We start from the raw sequence: 16866 nt of genomic DNA, 5'->3' as shown, positions 1-16866 counted from the left end.
AAACATGCTAATCTGATTCACACATTCAGCCATCCTCAAAAAAACAGTCGGGCTAAAAATAGTCCCGGCTGTTTTCATTCAAATCAACTGATATCGGGGATGAGCACAACCGTACTACTATCACCTTGACCAAATCGGCACACCAACAGAAATCACCGATGTGGCCGGGCAGAGTGTGTGGGCAGTGCAGTATCGCGCTTATGGCAGCGTACTGACTCAGCAGGTTGAAGAAATTCAGAGCCCGCTACGTTTTCAGGGCCAGTATTACGATGCAGAAACGGGTTTACATTACAACCGACACCGTTACTATAGCCCGGAGACTGGACGTTTCACCACCGCAGACCCGATAGGTTTAGCGGGCGGGTTGAATAACTATCAGTATGCGCCGAATCCGACGGGGTGGATTGACCCGTTGGGGTTGGTAAATGAGTTGATAGATTGTCCGGGGAGTGCTACTGCAAAATTAGGGAAAAATTCTTATAAGAATTTTGTTGATGATCCTCTTAAACCTTCATCTTTAAATCCGCAAGATATCCGCTATATGCAGAGTAGTATTAAAAATACTACGGGTGATTATACTGTACTTGGCAATGCTGAAGCTCTGAAGAGTGGGGCCCTGAAGGCTGAAAATTTAACTACGATTAAAGTGTGGAAAGATACAGAAGGAAATATTTGGTCTCTGGATCATAGACGGTTAGCTGCATTTAAGGAATCGGGTATGAATAGTATACCTGTTGAGTGGGCAACTGCTGATGAAGTTAAAGCTCAAGCTTGGAAAATGACGACTAAAACGAGTGGCGTGACGATAAAACTAAAGCTTGGAGATGGTCAAAATATAACTTTGGGAGCGAAATGAAAGGCATTATTATGAAAGATAAAGAGTTAGATATAGTATTCGATGAGTTGTGCTTTGATTTTGTGCCAATGGAGAAAGTCTTCTATGATGCGAATAAGGGATCGTTGGAAATTTCAGCGGAACTAGAGGATGGTTCTAAAGCTACTATATATTTTAATCGAGTTGATAGTTTTTCTCTCGAAAGTAATGAAGGATTTGATATGAATGCCTTTTGTCCTAATGACTTTTTTGTTGTTAACTTATATAAGGTACAGGATGAAAATATATATTTTTTCCCCACGGAAGAAAATGTATGGAAGATATATTCGTCTTCCTCCCCAGTTGTAAATTAACAGGGACATTCTACCCAGTGAATAAATCCACATCCTCAAAACAGCAGCCGGGCTAAAAATAGCCCCGGCTGTTTTTTTTCATCAACTGATATCGGGAACGAGCACAATACAGTCTGCGGTGATATTGACGATGATCTTCGTCCAGACGTAATCGTGGTGTTGATAGATTTTGGCGAGAAGAAAAGAAAAGACTTAAAAATGGTCAACCGGGAACCAGAAATTGGGATGAGGCTCAAACAGAAGCTATAGTGAATGGCAAAAGGCCTAAATTTGAGGGTGAGAAAATGGAAGCACACCATCGATATAATGCTTTATCTTATCCTCATCTTGCGGATAATCCTGTGAATCTGTATCCCGCAACAAGATATGAACATTTATATCGTTGGCATGGTGGAAACTTTAGAAATGAAACAAGTGGAAAACCATTGAATGTTAATGTGAAAGAGGAATTTTAATGTCTAAAATATCTATATCAGTTAGTCAACCATTGGATAATATTGATGCTGCGAAATTTCTACATAAAACTTTAGGGATGTCATTAGTCGCAGCTAAAAAGACATTGGGATATGGTTATGAAGGTGTTTTTTTTACAGCAGAATTGTTCTTAAATGATTACCCTCAAGTTGCAAAGAAAATTCGTAGTATTCTTAAATATTTTGATTCGATTGGTGTAGAGTTGTACATCGTTGAAATATCCCCAGAAGAAGATTGGGAAGGTAAGATTAATGACGATAACAGAATATCTAGAGATGAGCTGATTCATATTCTGGATGAATCCGAAGGTAACTATGAATGATTTTTATGCTCATTAAAACGAGCTGTGAAAGTTAATAGAAACAGACCGCTACCTGATTCACAAATACAGCCTCAGATGTTGACGGTAGTCTTCGCTCTGATCGAGTGATGTAGCTGTAGCTGAGGTAGTGTTCAAAATTCTGTGTCATTTCTGTAAACTGAACCAAAAAGGAAATGACACTTTATGTCTGACGATAAATTCGAAATCGATATTCGGTAGTGTTCAAAATTCTGTGTCATTTCTGTAAACTGAACCAAAAAGGAAATGACACTTTATGTCTGACGATAAATTCGAAATCGATATTCAGGCCTTTGCCAAAGCTCTCCAATCTGGACAAGGACTGAACGGCAAAGATGGCCTGCTCACGCCGCTGATTAAGCAAATCACTGAAGCTGCTCTCGGCGCTGAAATTGACCAGCACCTTGCTGATGAACCCGATAATCGAAAAAATGGTAAGTCCCGGAAAAATATCAAAACCTCATCCGGCGAATTTGAACTCGAAACTCCCCGTGACCGCAATGGCTCTTTTGACCCGCAAACTGTCAAGAAGCACCAGACCCGGCTGACCGATGAGATGGAACGCAATGTCCTTTCCTTGTTTGCCCTTGGCAACAGCTATCAACATATCCGCGAATATCTGCTGGATATGTATGGTATCAGCGTTTCCAATGGCACGATTAACGCCATCACCGACCGTCTTATTCCTGAGCTCAGAGCATGGCAGGAGCGCGATTTAGACCCCGTCTATCCGGTCGTATGGCTCGATGCCGTTCACTACAAAATCAAGGAAAACGGCCGCTTTGTTTCCAAAGCTATTTACACCATCCTTGCACTCAATATCGAAGGAAAAAAAGAGCTGCTGGGCATTTATCTCTCTGATGCCGAAGGCGCGCATTACTGGCTCAGTGTCCTGACCGACTTACAAAATCGCGGTGTCAAAGATATCTGTATTTCCTGTGTCGATGGTCTCAAAGGATTCCCAGAAGCGATTGAAACCATTTATCCGCAAACCGAAGTTCAGCTCTGTGTTATCCATCAAATCCGCAACTCGATGAAATATGTCGCCAGCAAAAATCAGAAAGCTTTTATGGCAGATTTAAAGTGCGTCTATAAAGCTGCGACGCTCAAGGCTGCCGAGCACGAACTTGATGAGCTGGAAATCAAATGGGGGCAACAATATCCGTTGGTGATTCAGTCATGGCGCAATAAATGGGAGAACCTATCGGTATATTTCAAATATCCCGAGCAGGTTCGCAGAGCTATTTACACCACCAATGCGGTTGAGGCGGTACATCGGCAGTTCCGCAAGCTGACCAAGACCAAAGGTGGCTTCGCCAATGAAACCAGCTTGCTCAAGCTATTGTATGCAGGTATGTTGAAAGCCAGTGAAAAATGGACGCATCCGGTGCAAAACTGGAACCTGACGCTGTCTCAGCTCAGTATCCACTTTGAAGGTCGACTCACCCCATACCTGGATTTATAAAAATGGGCGTGACACAGAATAATGAACAGTCTCCGATATTCAGGCCTTTGCCAAAGCTCTCCAATCTGGACAAGGACTGAACGGCAAAGATGGCCTGCTCACGCCGCTGATTAAGCAAATCACTGAAGCTGCTCTCGGGAGATTGTTCATTATTCTGTGTCACGTTTCCCGCAGCCACTTACCCTTGAGATGAATATCCGGGGTGGCAGTATCGCCTTGGTCAGAGACGTAGCCGAGTTACACCTTATATTCCAAAACGAGCCGCAACCGCGGCTCGAAAACCCAAATGATGTTGGCAATCCATATGCTGTGAGTTGTTACGGGTTCCTACGCCCGGCACCGGATTTTGCCAGTGCAGAGGGTAGGTTATCTGTTTTTGGGAAAATAAAAGTATGAAAAAAGTATGAGATTTTGGGTGTGGGTTCTAAAAATAATCAGCCGATGATTGTCTGAAATTGATAGAATTCAATTCAGTTGCAGCACTTTGGAAAGATGATTTTTGTTCTTTAAAATGTTGGTAGATTGTTAATGATGAAATTTCTTTTTATTGATCAATAATCTATATTTGGAGTGTTCCCCGTACACACGGGGATGAACCGACTGGTATCTCTATCGCTCGAATGAATCCAGCGTGTTCCCCGTACACACGGGGATGAACCAGTCTTGATTATCAATTTCAGCACGGGCGGCTGCAGCAGGTCAGCCTGAACGGGCATTGCCTGACGCAACACCAATATCAGGTGAGCGGTCTGGAAACCCGCCGGACACAGGGCGCGTTGACCAGTCATTTTCAGTATGATGAGTTCGGTAACCTGATACAGGAAGCGCGGGGCACCCAGCAGTCTCTGGTCACAACCTATGCATATGACTGCCAGCACCGGCTTATCAGAGTTGAAAAGCCTGACGGCAGCAGCGCTGAATATCGATATGATGCGTTCGGCAGACGGATTCATAAAGCGGTTACCGACAAAACCGGGCAAACCCGGCAAACTGAATTTCTGTGGCAGGGAGATAAACTGCTGGCAGAGTCGGGTGAGCGCCACTACCAGACCTATCTGTACGAGTACGGCAGCTTTAAACCGCTGGCACTGGTGACCGGTGAAGGAGCAGACAACGCCACACCTTATTTCTATCACCTTGACCAGATTGGTACGCCGCTGGAAATTACCGATGCTACCGGTGCCGTGGCATGGTCGGTGGATTACCACAGTTACGGCAATGTCGCTTATCAGCGCAAGGCACAAATCGTCAGCCCGCTACGTTTTCAGGGGCAGTATTATGATGCAGAAACGGGTTTACATTACAACCGTCATCGTTACTATAGCCCGGGCACCGGGCGCTTTATCACCCCCGATCCGATTGGGCTTGCGGGTGGTTTAAACAACTACCAGTATGTGAAAAATCCGACGGGGTGGGTGGATCCGCTAGGGTTGATGATGAAGGCATGTCAAGGGCTTTGTAAGCTTGGCGTAGCTCAGCATGCTAAGACATCGAAAGGGCTTTATCATAACGCATGGAATGAATTTCAGAAAGATCATGCAGGCCAATTTAAAACTAGGGCTGAAGCGTCGAAAGCATATCAGGATTTGATTCAGAACGAGTCGCCTTGGCCTTATGGATATACTCCAGCACAAAGAACAATTCAACCAGGGGAAACATTTAATATGGCTGTCGCCCCTATACAACCAGTAACGAGTCCTGGAGGTTTTGGTACAATAGATACTATTCCAAACTCTAATTATGTCTGGAATGAACTTGCAGTTAAGCGGTCATGGAAACCTCAAGGTGTTGATCGGGTCGTTACATATAAAGTTGATAAACCTTTTGAAGTTCTCGAAGGTCCTGTTGGCCCTCAAGTCGAGGTTCTTTCAGATGGTAAGAAGAGATATATCCCGGGTGGAGGAAGTCAACTCCAACTTCTGTTACCAAGAGATGTCAGCTTAAAAATGAAATACTTAAGAGTAGAGGATACGGTGAAGATAAAATGATTGTTGAAAACTCTGAAAATTTTGATTGGAGTCGTTGGTTAATTGACGGTGAATATTTCTATATTAGATATGAAAATTTAGGCTGTGCTGCATATAGTCCACATTATGATATGATTGTCAGTATGGAATATGGAGGAAAGGAAAATGTTCAAGCTACAGTATTTTCCATTCAAGGTGAAATATTAGGGGAAATAGCCAATTCAGATGAAGATATTTATTATCAGTACCTATCTGAAAACCCAGCAGCTAAGAGTAACATATCTGTTATTGGATCTTATGATTCTATTGTCAACAATTTTCAAGACTGGCAGTTTGAAATTGATTTGGATGATTTCAAAGTAGGAAAACGCTTATCACCAGCATATTAATAATTAATAAACATGCTAATCTGATTCAGACATTCAGCCATCCTCAAAAAAACAGCCGGGCTAAAAGTAGTCCCGGCTGTTTTCATTCATATCAACTGATATCGGGGACAAGCACAATTCAGTCCGCAATGATGTTGACGGTGCCCGGCCTCGCGTAGCGACTTCCCCTTGAGATGAATATCCGGGGTGGCGGTATCACCCCGGTCAGGGACATAGCCGACTAGTTACATCTTATATTTCAAAACGAGCCGCAACCGCGGCTCGAAATCCAAATAAACCCATTAACTACACCAAATCCTCCCCGTCAATCTCTTGATGGTAGCGCACATAATGAGTGGTAATCAGATTATTCAGATACAGCAGTACGTTGCGTAGCTCTTGACTGTTGTGCCGCTGTTCGGCTTCGAATATTTCTTCTAACTGACGCAAGTATTCGCGGGCTTTTTGGGCGAACTCGGGATTGTAAGGGATGGTTTCGTACATAGTGGAACTCCTTGTGGTTGTTGAGATATGAACACCACACGAAATTCCTACGTTTCGGGTGGTGAACTGGAACAAGGTGTAGGAATACCGCTCCACAAGGTTAGCAGCCAGCCGAAGCTGCCTTGCCCAGCCCACCATAATTAGGCGAGCTAAAGCGTAACATAGAAAAATACCAGTATAAACTGACATTTATCATGCCTTGTGGGGAAATGCGGGTTCCTACGCCCGGCACCGGATTTTGCCAGTGCAGAGGGTAGGTTATCTGTTTTTGGGAAAATAAAAGTATGAAAAAAGTATGAGATTTTGGGTGTGAGTTCTAAAAATAATCAGCCGATGATTATCGAGACTGTTCATTATTCTGTGTTACGGTCATTGTTATAAATCCAGATATGGGATGATTCGGCCTTCAAAGTGGATGTTGAGCTGAAGCCGCATCATTTCAGCGGCAGCTATCGCCTTTCTTTTTCTACCACTTTCGATGATACTCTTGCACATGATTATTTAGCTGGAAAACGGCATGCCTCAAGCAAATTCCGTGGTCGTACTTGACTTTGAAACCACTGGCCTCTCTCCTCATCTTGGTGACCGCGCAATCGAGATTGGTGCGGTTAAACTCGTCGATGGTGAGGTTGTCGATAGTTTTCAGCAATTGATGAATCCGGGCTTCAGGGTGAGCTCATTTATTGAAAGCTATACTGGCATCACCAATCACATGTTACGTACAGCACCAAGCTGTGATGAAGTGATGGCATCGTTTAGTGAGTTCATTACCGGTGAGAACCTGATTGCTCACAACGCTTCGTTCGATAAACGATTTTTAGACGCAGAGCTTGAGAGAATCAACCGTGGTTATTCAGGCGAGTTTGCCTGCTCTTTACTGGTGGCAAGGCGACTGATTCAAGATGCACCGTCACACAAACTCGGTGCGCTTGTTCGCTACAAAAATATCGACAATGACGGTGTATTTCACCGGGCATTAGCTGATGCACAGATGACAGCCAAACTTTGGCTTCAAATGGTAGAGGACTTAGAGCAATCGGGAATCGTCAAGCCAAGCTTTCAGCTTATGCAAGCCATTGGTAAAACAGCAAAAGGGAAAGTGAACCTACTCCTCGCTAAACGTCGTGCTTAACACACGCTTACTCAAACAATTCTTTATCAAAGGTTGGATCTGAGAGACGCCACATGCTGTAAAGCATCGAAGCCGCATCGACTTCATTATGCACATACTTCCAGTTTCCAGAAAGCCGACAAACTCTTTGATATCACAATCCGCGCTAACATCTGACCGGCAAGTCACTTGGTTTGTGGCAGCTTCATTCCTGATTTAAATGCATTGCACGTATGTGCAATGCATTCATATTTCTGTCATCTGACTCTTTTAAGGTAATCAGCATCAACACCTCAGAAGGAGCGCATTGTGTCTGGATTACCAACTTGTTCTGCGCCAATGCAAACAAGTGCATTACACAAAGCAAAACATCGTTTTGCGGTTGCTAAGCAAGAGCCGGCGAACCTGTTAGCGTTATTGCTATTGATGTTTTTCGCTTATTTAATTGTTGCTCCGGTGCTGTCCATTGCAACTGACGCATTCGTTGTTCAGTCCGGGGATGAAATACGTACCCATCAAACAGAAGGTGCAACGACAAGTTATTACCTGAGTCGGGCACTGACTTCTCGGATGTCACAACTCTTATTGTGGCAACCGTTGCAGCACACGCTCAGTGTCGCCGCACTGACCGTATTTTTCGCTTTGTTACTGGGTGTGGCGCTGGCGTGGTTGGTTAACCGTACCGATATGTTCGGCAGGAAATGGTTTGCGACGGCCTTGATTGTGCCATTTATGTTGCCTTCATGGACTTTCGCCTTGGCGTGGACAACCATTTTCAAAAATCGCACCATTGGCGGTCAGCCCGGATGGCTCGAAGCCATGGGTGTCACGATGCCGGACTGGATCGCCTATGGCTTTTTCCCGATGGTTGTGATTCTGGTGATTCACTATGTGCCGTTGGTTATTTTGATTGTCGGTAATGCACTGCGCCGTTTTGACTCTCAATTAGAGGATTGCGCACGCATTCTGGGGGCTAAACGTAAGACGATTACTCTAAAAATTATCCTCCCTTTGATTCGTCCGGCTCTGCTTTCTGCGGCATTACTGATTTTCGCCGATTGTATTGGTGAGTTTGCGATTCCTTATATCCTTGGTTTGCCTGTCAATTTTAATACGCTGTCGACCAGCCTGTATCGTGCCTTAGATTCCCGGCAAAGTGGCGTAGCTGCTGTGGTCGCGCTGGTAATCATGTTGATTGGTATCGTCACACTGATCATTGATATGCGCATGATGAAAGAAGCCCGCCGCTTTATTACCGTCGGTGTGAAAGGGCAAATGGAACGAACCAACCGGCTCGGGATTATGCGTGTACCGGCAACCGGACTGGCAAGCCTGTTTGTGATGATTGGGGTTGCAATCCCGCTGATTACTTTATTCCTTTCTACGATTATGATTCTGCCGGGGCGCTTTAATCCGGAGAATTTTACCTTTGACTATTGGATTGGTGAAAACCTCGATACCTTAGCCCTGCATAGTGGCATTCTGTTTACGCGGGAGTTCTGGGATGCCGTCTGGAATACCGTCATGATCGTCGGAAGTGCCTCCCTTATTTCAGGTGTGTTAGGACTATTGGTCGGTTATGCGGTTATACGCTGTACGATTCCTTGGGTCGGACAGTTTCTCAAACAAGTCACATTTATGCCGTACTTAGTTCCCGGTATTGCCTTTGCTGCTGCGTTTCTTTCTCTGTTTGCCGTTTCACACGGGCCCATTCCTGCGCTTTATGGCTTACCGGTTTTACTGATTATTGCGCTGATTGCTGAACAAATGCCATTCGCCAGTCGTTCCGGCATCGCTGCGATGACGCAACTCGGTAAAGAGCCCGAAGAAGCCGCCCGAATCGCGGGGGCCAACTGGTGGACCCGCCTAATGCGCATTATCGTGCCGATTCAGGCTGCACCTTTGGCCACGGGAATCTTATTACCTTTTATTTCCGGAATTAAAGGGGTCAGCCTGTTTATTATTCTCGCGATTCCCGCGACCGACGTCTTAACAACCTATTCACTACGTCTGATTGACTATAACTATGACCAAGCCGCGAATGCTGTGGTACTGATGATTGCGCTGGTTGCCTGGGGAGGCACGGTACTCATTCAACGTATTTCAGGCACCGGACTGGCACAAGGATTGGAGAGTTAATATGCCAACCATCACTTTATCTCAATTACAGAAAACTTATCCGGGCGCCAAAAGCGCAGCGGTAAAAGGGTTGGATTTAACCGTCAAAGAAGGTGAATTCATGTGTTTGCTCGGTCCTTCTGGTTGTGGAAAGACCACTATCTTACGGATGATCGCCGGGATAGAGCATACAACCGGCGGCTCTCTTTCAATTAATGATCAACTGATGGATTCCGTCGAACATGGCTGTTTTGTTCCACCGGAAAAACGCGGTATCGGGTTAGTTTTTCAGAGCTACGCCTTATGGCCCCATATGACGGTAGAAGAGAATGTCGCCTTCGGTCTGAAACTGCAAAAAATCGCCAAAGATGAACGATTACAACGCTGTCAGGATGTGATGGAAAAGCTGAGAATTGCCGGTTATGCCAAGCGTTACCCTGCACAGCTATCCGGCGGCCAGCAACAGCGCGTCGCGCTGGCCCGCATGCTGGTCGTGAATCCCAGTGTACTTCTGCTGGATGAACCATTGTCGAACTTAGATGCGGCACTGCGTCTGGAAATGCGTGCGGAACTCCGTCGAATTCATCAAACCTTCGGCACAACGATTGTATTTGTCAGCCACGATCAATGGGAAGCCATGACACTGGCAACCACCATTGCCGTGATGAGTAACGGAGAACTCCAGCAGGTTGGTACCCCGGACGATATCTATGCTACACCCGCCAACCGTTTTGTTGCTGAATTTATCGGGACACCGAAACTGAACATGATCGATTTTACCGATAGCGCCAATAGCAAAAGTGATATCAAACGTGAAATTGCCCGCCGTTATCCCGATATCGATAAAGTTGCACACTGTGGTATTCGTCCCGAAGCGTTGGTACTACACCAAAGTTCAGTGATGAACAGTGCTGAAATGGTGGTTGAATCCATCATGCCGACAGGTGGCAGTTGGGTGATTGAACTGGTGAGCGGGCAAGACCGACTCTTTCATTCAACCCAGTTACGACCGACCTATCAAGCCGGAGACATGCTCTATTGTGAACTGCCCGATGAAGCTCTGCACTTTTTTACACCGCATGGCGAACGGGTCGAGCTCTTACCATTTCGCATCAATTCTATCTGGCCTGACGTGACAAATGCTTGTGCTCATTTAGCTTAACTCAACCTGAAACACAGTGATTGACAATTCCCATGAAGGAAATGGAGATGAAGATGAAATATAACTTGCTTGCGCTGTCGATTGTGACTGCAGGGCTATCATTCGCGACACACGCCAATGAATCATTTGATTTGAATGCATTAGTTGCTGCTGCGCAACAAGAAGAAGCGATTACGGTGTATGCTCCGACCGGTAAAATTGTTCAGCAAACAAAAGATTTCACTGCTAAATACGGCGTTAAGGCGGTTGGGATCAAAGCGAAAGCACCGAATATTATCGAGATCATCAGTCGCGAAGCGCAGGCCAATAATGTTAAAGCGGATGTTGCACTCATCGAAGATGCACCGGCGACCCAAGTTCAGCTCTTAGATAAAGGTTATGTTTTCAGCTGGGTACCCGATGATATGAAACAAGATATCGCTACCGATTATCAAAATCCATTGACGGTCGTGCTTGCATCCAATGTTTGGGCCTATAACACCGCACAGTACCAAACTTGTCCGCTCACCAATATCTGGCAACTGACTGAACCGAAATGGCGTCATAAAATCGCAATGCAGGATCCGCTGATTAAGCCACTTTATGCCGATACTTTTAATCAAATGGCGACCCACTATGATGATCAAATGGCCAAAGCGTATCAGGATCTTTATGGTCATCCCCTCAAAACGGAGGAAGGCTCTGCCACGGCCGAATTTGTCAAACGTCTGGCCCAGAATGGCCCGTTACTCACCAAATCCGACGGCGATGCCGCGCAGGCAATCGGTGCGCCTGATGTCAAAGACAGCTTTGTCGGACTGATCAGTACCGCTAAATTCCGAGAAAATAAAAACGGGATGAAACTGGGCATTTGTGCCGGAATGAAGCCATTTATCGGTGTGCTATATCCGTCCCCGGGGGTGATCACCACCAAAACCAATAGCCCGAACGCTGCTAAACTATTTATTCATTATCTGATGACGGCTGAAGGCATTAAATTACAGGGTATTGATGGCAAAATCTCTACGAACCAGAAAGTGGCTTTACCGGCAGAAGAAGCATCCGGTATTCAGCAATACCGCGATCAACTGATGATGTATAAGATGACGAGCCTAAATTCAGACTGGCAAAAACGTCAGGACTGGATGGACTTGTGGAGCCTCAATTACCAACGCTAATTGACTCTGCCCCTAGTTTATAGGGAACCTAGTTAGAGAACCTGGATACAGAACGACCAACTCACTTGCTGCGCAGAAACCCTGCGCAGTTTAACCGGACAGAATTTTTTGAACGCATTAGCATTAGACGCCAGAGAAACAACTCTGAAAGAAATATTACAGCAAGCCGGGGCGCTTGCGCTTGCCCATTTCAAATCTCGTCGCCCGGGGGAATATACCCTGAAAGGTGCTCAGGATTTTTTAACCGAATCCGATACGATGGTTGAACAGTATATTCGCCACAAACTCAAAGCGGCTTTTCCGGATGATGGTATTTTAGGGGAGGAAATTGGCGGGCAGGCAGACAATTCCCAGCTTTGGATCATTGATCCGATTGACGGTACGGCCAACTTTGCCCGGGGTATTGAGCACTTTTGTGTGGTACTCGCATTCGTGAAAGATGGCGTGACTTTGTTGGGGGGGATATTTAATCCGGCCACTGATGAGCTTTATCTTGCACGGAAAGGTGTGTATGTGGAGAAAAATGGTATGCCGCTGCGTGTGGCAACAACATCCGAATTACAAGCCACCTCATTTGAGCTGGGCTGGTCAAACCGAGTGACGCAGCAACGTTATCTGGATGTTTATACTGCGCTGCTGGCGTCCGGTGTTAATATCCGGCGCGGCGCTTCCGGTGCATTAGCCTTAGCTTGGGTTGCCGAAGGTCGCACGGATGGTTATGCCGAACTCCATATGAATGCGTGGGATTGCCTTGCCGGGCTCTTGATGGTTGAAGAGGCGGGGGGCATGATTTGCTGTTTTCCTAAAAAACACGCCGATATCGCTCACGGAGGGGCTGTCCTTGCCGCAACGCCTTACATCGCCCCGGCATTATCTGAAGCCACTCAGATCGAACTCAACCCCCTCGTTAGCTATTAAAATCGGGAAATCAATGATGACCACAAACCTGCCTCATTATACTCGTCCGCCGATTAGTCTGATCGAGCGTCATATGCCTGTATGGGATGTCGATATTTATATCGGCGGCTCGACCGGAGCTGCGGACATCGAGCTGCTGCGCCAACATAACATTACTACGGTCCTCAATTGTGCGGTGAATCTGGATATAGACTGGGTGGAACAGCTTGATCCTCAGCATACCGAATCCCTGTCGCAATTTGGCTGGGGGCCGGTTCGGTATTATAAAATCGGCTTGATCGACGGCCCGGGAAATCCCGAATCCATGTTGCTCGCGGGATATCACTTAATGCGTTCGTGTTTAAGCCAGCGGATACCGGAAAAACCATCATACAAAGTGAGAGAACAAGGGAATATTCTGGTTCACTGCCGTGGTGGCCGAAGCCGTTCTGTCACCGTTGTCGCAATTTTTCTCCATTTAGAATGGCCAGAAAAATACCCGACATTAGACTCAGCGATTGCTCATATTCGTGATAAACGTCAATTGCATCCGGATGAATGGTTCGAAACACCCAAACCGATGCTCATCGAACTTGCGCACCGCGTGATTAAAATGGAACATCTTTTACGTCAGGCTGGCTTTGGTCAAGCGCGATAGCATTCAACTTTGTGAGTCATTCAACATTAATTTTATGAGTAATTCGAAACAAAAAATTGTAGCAAGTGCAGCAGAAGTGGCACGTTTAGCCGGCGTTTCACGCTCAGCGGTTTCACGCACTTTTACCCCGGGAGCCAGTGTATCGGAATATACCCGGCATAAGGTGTTAGAAGCCGCGAAGACGCTCAATTATCATGTCAATCATCTGGCGCGGGGGCTGTCCAATGAACGTAGCCGACCGGTTTGTCTGCTCGGCGCTAACCTCAATGCGCCTTATCAGGCTCGTTTACTGGATGCCTTAACCCTAAAACTGCAGCAAGCAAGTCGTGCTGTGATGGTGATTAATACTTCAGGTGGTGAAGCTGATGCCGATGCAGCGTTACGGCAAACGCTGAATTATCGGGCTTCAGCGACTATCGTCTTATCAGGAACACCGCAGGCGTCTCTGGTCGAAACTTGTGTGAATAGTGGCCAACACGTCATTCTGGTCAACCGTGAAGGACAATTCGAGGGTGCCGATCATATCTCTCTGGATTATGCCAATACTATGTATGATGCGTTGTACATGTTGAAGCAAGCAGGGTGCCAAAGGCTTGCCGTTATTTCTTCCACAATCCAGTCACCCAGTTTATTGAAAAGAGAACAACTTTTCTTCGCAGCAGCTGATGAGAGTAATATCGAATGTACCGTCTACCGCTGCGGGCCGACAAGTTATCAGACCGGCGTTGAAACCGCGCGACAAATTCTGCCTTCGCGCCAGCGTCCTGATGGTGTGTTCTGTGTCACCGATTTAATTGCATGTGGCTTTATGGATGCAGCCCGACAGGAATTTAAACTCAATATACCGGAAGATCTTTGTGTGATTGGTTTTGATAATATTGAACAGGCGGGTTGGTTAAGTTATCAACTGACCACCTTCGGCCAACCTTTAGATGAAATGACCAATGCCATCATCGACCGGTTGGAAAAAACCGAAGGCGCGGAACAAAGTGCTGAGAAGTTGCTGTTCACGGCACCCTTAATCTGGCGTCAATCCGTGCGTTTAACGCCTTCATCTTGACGGATAGTGAATTTTTGAAGACGCCCCTCATCATTGAGGGGCGAGGGCAGTGATTGGGTGTGAGTTATTCGAGAAAAGCATCCAGCGCCTGAGTCGGGCGGCGTGTGTCCGGATTCCATGCGCCCAAGGTATAGCCTTGCCAATTATATGCCTGTGGCTCCCAGTAAAAAATCCCAATTCCTTTGTTTTGATTGACTTGCCGGACTTTGTGGATCATGTCTGCAACAATCGTTTTTGATTCAGGATCATCCCAAGGTACCCCGATTTCAGTGATCATCACTTCGGTCCCGTAGCGCTTGACCATATCATTCAGATTATTAAGACAGCGGCGGTTTGCTTCTTGCCAGCTCATGCCCGTTGCATTTTTAGGGTAAGATGATGCGCCAATCACATCCCACCACGCACTATTGGCCTGTAAGCCATCCAGGATCCAGCGAAAATTGGCGTTGTCATGGCAGTTCGCTAAGTGAACAATGACTTTTGCATTCGGGAAGACTTCTTTCGCAGCGTTGCGTCCGCTATTAAACAACCATGCATAATTGCGCATGTTGCTTGATGCCATGCCGTCATTCCACAACATACCGTTATTGGTTTCATTTCCGACCTGAATCCACTTGGGGGTAATACCGGCCGCTTTGAGCGTATTGAGTGAGTCACGGGTGTAAGACCAGACCCGGGCCATTAAATCGTCAAAACTGAGTTGCGCCCATGCCGCTGGCTTCCATTGATTGCCCGGATCTGCCCACGTATCGCTGTAGTGGAAATCAATCATCACATCCATATTGGCGGCTTTCGCCCATTTGGCTTTGGTGATGACGTCTTGCAGTGAATTGTAATAACCATCGCGAGGGTTGACCCACACCCGTAAACGGACAGCGTTCATGCCATGGTCGCGCAATATTGACAGGACATCTTGCCGATAGCCCCAATCGTTGTAGAACTCGTAGCCATTGTCTTCCATTTGCGTAATCCAGCTAATATCCGCGCCTTTAATCAGCGCGTGAGAATAGCCCGATACGACGATTGAGCCGAAGATAGCGAGTATTTTCAGAGTATGATTCATCATTTCACCGTTGTTATTGATTCACGTTATCGTCACGTCATGACGTCAGAAACAGAATAGCAACGGATTTTAAAATGGATGTGATTAATAAATAGATTCGGGATGTCGGAATCAAGTATTTTATCGGGTTGTGATTCTCAATGAATTGTCACAGTAAATTTACTTCGGGCATTGTGAGGCAGATCCTTGCCCAAATGAATGGCACCGATTCGATGCGCCATCGTGTGATTGCAAATAAAAACCGACCCGTATTTATTTGCGTTATTTATTTGCGTTGAAAACTGTCCCGCCAGATAAATTCATGACCAAATAAAACGGTCTTTTTATACTTTCTGCCTGCCATTTTCTCAAGGAACATATCGATAGCGACTTCTCCCATTTCAAAGGGAAACAGTCTCATGGTCGTCAGGCTGGGGCTCATATGTCGGGCGGACGAAATATCATTGGTTCCGATGACTTGTATATCTGCGGGAATGGTTAATCCGCTCTCGTAAATTGCGCGATAAACCCCGACGGCGACCATATCGGTTGCCGCGTAAACGACATCCGGCAGCTCATCGCGTTGGAGCATCTCTTTCATCGCCTGATATCCCGATTCGATGCAATATTCTTTACTGACTTTGCATAATGCCTCGTGATATAGGCCGTGTTCTTTGGTGACTTTACGAAAGACATGCAGGCGTTCCTCATTATTGCCGATAAAAGCAGGGCGTTTGCAGTGGTTATTTAATACATGCTGCATGACTTCATTGGATAATGCGAGCCGATCAATTAACACAGCATCGGTTTTACTGCCCAAGGGATTAGAATCGACAAAAATAATATCGGGGTTCGTCTGATATAAAGTATCGACAACGGATTGAGAGAAATGTCCGACTGCAATCAGGGCCGGGGCATGTTTGATCAGTTTTAGACTGGTATCAACTTGATCCAAATGCAGTGTTTTTAAATCGATACCTTTTTCTAAACAACGATTTTGAATCCCGGCCCGAATCGACGTGAAATACGGATCATCAATTTCTTGGGTCGGCGTTAAAAAATTCAACATCACCACATTTTGTTCACCAACCGGCTCAGTGGTTTTGGTTATTTCATGATGAACAAACTGTTTTTTACTCCGTTTCGGGGATTGATAGCCCAGCGACTCAACCGCCTCTAAAATCGCGCGCTTTTTATCCTCACTGACCGATAATGTCGGATCTTCGTTCAGAAAGCGCGAAATTGTGGACGTTGAGATGTTCGCTCTTTGTGCAATGTCTTTAAGTGTCGCCAAAAGATTACCCTATATGATTTTTATCGGACTCATTCGATGTTGCCAAAATATGTATTGCCAA

Annotated in this window: 16 protein-coding genes and 1 pseudogene; 14 read left to right on the top strand and 3 right to left on the bottom strand. The window is 46.0% G+C overall.

Annotated features, from left to right (window positions below; translation table 11 throughout):
* Positions 1-184 precede the first annotated feature (184 nt).
* The 7 genes and pseudogenes from OCV37_RS19755 (at position 185) to OCV37_RS07785 (ending at position 5823) form a co-directional block, all read left to right on the top strand.
* Positions 185-856: an RHS repeat-associated core domain-containing protein gene (locus OCV37_RS19755; protein ID WP_315973426.1), complete on the top strand. Its 672-nt coding sequence runs from the start codon at positions 185-187 to the stop codon at positions 854-856.
* The gene (locus OCV37_RS07810; protein WP_038181683.1) at positions 853-1188 is read left to right on the top strand and encodes a hypothetical protein; all 336 of its coding nucleotides are present in this window, start codon (positions 853-855) and stop codon (positions 1186-1188) included. Before OCV37_RS19755 ends, OCV37_RS07810 begins: the two co-directional genes overlap by 4 nt.
* A 203-nt stretch (positions 1189-1391) precedes the next feature.
* Positions 1392-1643: pseudogene (locus tag OCV37_RS07805) on the top strand (hypothetical protein); the annotation flags it as partial.
* Entirely contained in the window at positions 1643-1984 is a 342-nt protein-coding gene (locus OCV37_RS07800; RefSeq protein ID WP_038181685.1) for a hypothetical protein, read from the top strand. The pseudogene OCV37_RS07805 and the gene OCV37_RS07800, both read left to right, overlap by 1 nt.
* A gap of 274 nt (positions 1985-2258) precedes the next feature.
* A complete protein-coding gene (locus tag OCV37_RS07795) occupies positions 2259-3467 on the top strand; it encodes an IS256 family transposase (RefSeq protein WP_261888062.1) in 1209 nt (402 codons plus the stop codon).
* Positions 3468-4207: 740 nt separating this feature from the next.
* A complete protein-coding gene (locus tag OCV37_RS07790) occupies positions 4208-5455 on the top strand; it encodes an RHS repeat domain-containing protein (RefSeq protein WP_261888061.1) in 1248 nt (415 codons plus the stop codon).
* Positions 5452-5823: a hypothetical protein gene (locus OCV37_RS07785; RefSeq protein WP_038179233.1), complete on the top strand. Its 372-nt coding sequence runs from the start codon at positions 5452-5454 to the stop codon at positions 5821-5823. The genes OCV37_RS07790 and OCV37_RS07785 overlap by 4 nt, the downstream gene beginning before the upstream one ends.
* A 285-nt stretch (positions 5824-6108) precedes the next feature.
* Here OCV37_RS07785 and OCV37_RS07780 read toward each other — a convergent pair whose 3' ends face one another.
* Complete coding sequence (locus OCV37_RS07780; RefSeq protein ID WP_038179236.1) at positions 6109-6306, bottom strand: hypothetical protein; 198 nt, start codon at positions 6304-6306, stop codon at positions 6109-6111.
* A gap of 517 nt (positions 6307-6823) precedes the next feature.
* On the opposite strand from OCV37_RS07780, the gene OCV37_RS07775 reads away from it, so the two are divergent.
* The 7 genes from OCV37_RS07775 (at position 6824) to OCV37_RS07745 (ending at position 14469) form a co-directional block, all read left to right on the top strand.
* A complete protein-coding gene (locus OCV37_RS07775) occupies positions 6824-7438 on the top strand; it encodes a 3'-5' exonuclease (RefSeq protein ID WP_038179238.1) in 615 nt (204 codons plus the stop codon).
* A 288-nt stretch (positions 7439-7726) separates the two neighbouring features.
* Entirely contained in the window at positions 7727-9556 is a 1830-nt protein-coding gene (locus OCV37_RS07770; protein WP_211252037.1) for an ABC transporter permease, read from the top strand.
* 1 nt (position 9557) lies between these two features.
* Entirely contained in the window at positions 9558-10697 is a 1140-nt protein-coding gene (locus OCV37_RS07765; RefSeq protein ID WP_051680395.1) for an ABC transporter ATP-binding protein, read from the top strand.
* Between the two features lie 53 nt (positions 10698-10750).
* Entirely contained in the window at positions 10751-11854 is a 1104-nt protein-coding gene (locus tag OCV37_RS07760; RefSeq protein ID WP_038179408.1) for an ABC transporter substrate-binding protein, read from the top strand.
* A gap of 108 nt (positions 11855-11962) precedes the next feature.
* On the top strand, positions 11963-12772 hold the full coding sequence (locus OCV37_RS07755; protein WP_038179239.1) for an inositol monophosphatase family protein: 810 nt from the start codon (positions 11963-11965) through the stop codon (positions 12770-12772).
* A gap of 13 nt (positions 12773-12785) precedes the next feature.
* On the top strand, positions 12786-13409 hold the full coding sequence (locus OCV37_RS07750; RefSeq protein WP_261888060.1) for a dual specificity protein phosphatase family protein: 624 nt from the start codon (positions 12786-12788) through the stop codon (positions 13407-13409).
* A 34-nt stretch (positions 13410-13443) separates the two neighbouring features.
* Positions 13444-14469 (top strand): LacI family DNA-binding transcriptional regulator, encoded by a 1026-nt coding sequence (locus OCV37_RS07745; RefSeq protein ID WP_038179244.1) that lies wholly within the window; start codon positions 13444-13446, stop codon positions 14467-14469.
* 64 nt (positions 14470-14533) lie between these two features.
* Here OCV37_RS07745 and OCV37_RS07740 read toward each other — a convergent pair whose 3' ends face one another.
* Together OCV37_RS07740 and OCV37_RS07735 are read right to left on the bottom strand one after the other, a co-directional pair.
* Entirely contained in the window at positions 14534-15535 is a 1002-nt protein-coding gene (locus OCV37_RS07740) for a glycoside hydrolase family 53 protein (protein ID WP_038179246.1), read from the bottom strand.
* A gap of 262 nt (positions 15536-15797) precedes the next feature.
* Positions 15798-16805, bottom strand: a complete 1008-nt coding sequence (locus OCV37_RS07735) for a LacI family DNA-binding transcriptional regulator (RefSeq protein WP_038179248.1) — start codon at positions 16803-16805, stop codon at positions 15798-15800.
* Positions 16806-16866 lie beyond the last annotated feature (61 nt).

Origin of the sequence: Vibrio rhizosphaerae (genome assembly GCF_024347095.1) — a bacterium.
Classification (GTDB): domain Bacteria; phylum Pseudomonadota; class Gammaproteobacteria; order Enterobacterales; family Vibrionaceae; genus Vibrio; species Vibrio rhizosphaerae.
Note: the sequence above shows the minus strand (reverse complement) of the source record. Positions and strands in the feature narration are given on the sequence as shown.